General features: G+C 36.2%; 4 protein-coding genes. 2 read left to right on the plus strand and 2 right to left on the minus strand.

The features are described from left to right. Window positions 1-437 precede the first annotated feature (437 nt). Entirely contained in the window at window positions 438-683 is a 246-nt protein-coding gene (locus tag BTO23_RS15000; protein WP_105063892.1) for a WYL domain-containing protein, read from the plus strand. A 293-nt stretch (window positions 684-976) separates the two neighbouring features. Further along, window positions 977-1,138 carry a hypothetical protein gene (locus BTO23_RS21505; protein WP_245922120.1) on the plus strand — a complete coding sequence of 54 codons (162 nt, stop codon included), beginning with the start codon at window positions 977-979 and terminating at the stop codon, window positions 1,136-1,138. A gap of 433 nt (window positions 1,139-1,571) precedes the next feature. On the opposite strand, the gene BTO23_RS15010 is transcribed toward BTO23_RS21505, so the two are convergent. Continuing rightward, the gene (locus BTO23_RS15010; RefSeq protein WP_105063893.1) at window positions 1,572-1,799 is read right to left on the minus strand and encodes a hypothetical protein; all 228 of its coding nucleotides are present in this window, start codon (window positions 1,797-1,799) and stop codon (window positions 1,572-1,574) included. A gap of 153 nt (window positions 1,800-1,952) precedes the next feature. Next, entirely contained in the window at window positions 1,953-2,417 is a 465-nt protein-coding gene (locus BTO23_RS15015; RefSeq protein ID WP_105063894.1) for a GNAT family N-acetyltransferase, read from the minus strand. Between the last annotated feature and the right edge of the window lie 742 nt (window positions 2,418-3,159).

The following is a 3,159-nucleotide window of genomic DNA, read 5'->3' on the forward strand; positions in this document are numbered from 1 at the left end:
GGAAAATAAGGGCTAATTTGCCGAACCTGATAATAACGGAAACCAAAAGGCAACAAAGAAGAAAGGAACGCTTACTAAGCCGAAACTACGAAAGCCGCGATCCTTTTGATGAACCGTGCAAAAAATTTCGGACTCAGTACGCACAACGCCTGCATAACACGTTTGCTACGATACAGACTTAGCTGAATTTTACTGCCTTAATCACTGAAAATAAAGACAAACTGACAACGCCGAGTGTAGCAAATCGTGTTGATGCATTTGTTATATGCGACTAAATGTAATTGACAATTATAAATTTTACAGTAAAGCGTGCGCAACCTAAAGCTATTCAATAATTAATACTGTTCTAGATTGAAAGCCACCCTCACTATACCCATATTTATCGTATGGCTTTTGTCATATTGAAACTAAAAATAAACTAACTATGAGTAACTACAATGAAAAGCATTATTAAGTCAGCGGGCGCAAATTTACATACGATTATAATTACAGCTAGAGAAAAAACAGGAGACATTGAAACACGTGAAGCAGAACCATATAGTTATCGCGTGACTAAAGGAGAAGAGAAATTCTTCTGTTTTGACATTCAGAAAGATGGAATTAGAAACTTTGCAGTATCAAATATAATTAAAGTAGAAGAAACGAATAATAGCTTCACACCTAGATGGCCTGTAGAGGTTTAATTTTATTAGGGCACATATCGTGCCCTATTCTAATCAGAAAAGCATATAACGCTGGCATAACACGTTTATTACCATGCAAACCAACCTGAATTTTACTGCCATAATCACAAAACTAAAGACAAACCCAGAACGCCGAATGTAATAAATCGTGTTGATGCGATTGTTGTGCGTGCTTACTTTCGGCTTGGCTAGCTTGGTAAAGAACTGCCCTGCCAAGATTTTCTAAGCCTAGATTCTAATTTACCGATGCAAATTAAGCGAACAAAATGTTCTTAAATTGCGAGATAAAGTGAATGAAAAAAAATACATTTTTCACACCATTTGAACGACTTGGTTTCAGTAAGTTTGGAACTGACAAATCAAATATCCTTGCCACAACTGGGATTGAAAATGCTGCGAGGAAAACACTGATACAGGCTAAAATGAGACATAACCAAAGAACAATTGAAGCGTAAATTAGCTTCTGAAACGCCTGAACTTAGGAAAATAAGGGCTAATTTGCCGAACCTGATAATACGGAAACCAAAAGGCAACAAAGAAGAAATTTACGCTTACTAAGCCAAAACTACGAAGGCCGCGATCCTATTGATGAACCGTGCAAAAAATTTCGGACTCAGTACGCACAACGCCTGCATAACACGTTTGCTACGATACAGACCTAGCTGAATTTTACTGCCTTAATCACTGAAACTAAAGGCAAACTGACAACGCCGAGTGTAGCAAATCGTGTTGATGCATTTGTTATAAATATTATATCCCCTTAAATGCAGGCTTTAATTTAGATGTTAATAACTCGGCCTTATTTAGTCTTTCATCCAATTATTACACTAACGTTTCTTCACAGTATTTGTTAATAAATAATATTAGATCCTCTTAAGAGATTAATACTTAATAATTTGAAAATTCAACATCAGAACTTAGCCATTCAAAATTATCAATATCAATTAAAATAAGGTCATCTCCACTTTTAAGTAATTTTGATGTATTACCCTCAGGAAGTGTGTACATAGTTACTCCACCTTGAGTGCTAACCTCAAACTCCGATATAGAACCGTCTATTAATTTAATACCTTTGATTTGTTTCCACTTCGGAGCTAATTTTTTATCCCAATTCATCTACACTTTCCTTAATATTTATAACGCCGCAATAACACGTTTACTACGACATAGACTTAGCTGAATTTTACCGCCTTAATCACTGAAACTAAAAGCAAACCTACAACGCCGAATGTAGTAAATCGTGTTGATTGCTTTGTTATATCGAGAATGCTAACTTATTATTTTCTTTGATATATTGTAGCCAGAAATAGAAAAACCAACCTCTTGATACAGTTTTAACGCTCTTTGATTTTGGTATGCAACTCGTAATTTTATTTGCTCAATACCAATCGATTTCAATTGTGATTCAAGAGCAGTAATTGCCAATTTCCCATAGCCATTATTCCTACAATTTGGAAAAATGAAGAAATCATAAATAAAAGTCGATTTATCATTTGCGTTAATCGAGTGCCACAAATAACCAACCAATTCTGAACCTGATTCAATGCACAATAATTCATGCTCATTAGTTTCCAAACCATTAGGAAAACTACGAAGAAGATCCTGATTAGCCAATTCGAGCGCCCTATCCATTGAGTGACCATAGTTTTCAGCTATTTCACGGCTGTAATCATCAATGAAATAATCACAATACGCAGGGTATTCATTTGAGGTCATTGGTCTGAGCTGAATCATGTCTAATCCTTTAAAACGATGAACTTAAAAAAACGATATAACGCTGGCATAACACGTTTATTACTATGCAAACCAACCTGAATTTTACTGCCTTAATCACAAAACTAAAGGCAAACCCAGAACGCCGAATGTAATAAATCGTGTTGATGCGATTGTTGTGCGTGCTTACTTTCGGCTTGGCCAACTTGGTAAAGAACTGCCCTGCCAAGATTGTCTAAGTCCTGATTCTAATTTACCGATAGCAATTAAGCGAACAAAATGTTCTTAAATTGCGAGATGAAGTAAATGGAAAACAGATACATTTTTTACACCATTTGAACGGCTTGGTTTCAGCTAGTTTGGAACTGATAAACCAAATATCCTAACCACAATTTGGATTGAAAATGCTGCGAGCAAAACACTGATGCAAACTAAAATGAGGCATAACCAAAGAACAATTGAAGCGTAAAATAGCCGCTAAAACGCATGAACTTAGGAAAATAAGGGTTAATTTGCCGAACCTGACGATACGAAAGCAAAAAGGCAACAAAGAAGAAAGGAACGCTTACTAAGCCGAAACTATAAAAGCCTCGGTTCTATTGACGAACCGTGCAAAAAATTTCGGACTCAGTACGCACAACGCCGCAATAACACGTGCGAACGCCTTAATTACCAAACCAATTATACTCTAAACCGCGAATGCCGAGTGTAATTAGCATCGTGTTGATTGCTTTGTTATACCGTTTCTAACAGCGTACCCAAT

The sequence above is a fragment of the Aliivibrio sifiae genome (assembly GCF_002954715.1).
GTDB lineage: Bacteria > Pseudomonadota > Gammaproteobacteria > Enterobacterales > Vibrionaceae > Aliivibrio > Aliivibrio sifiae.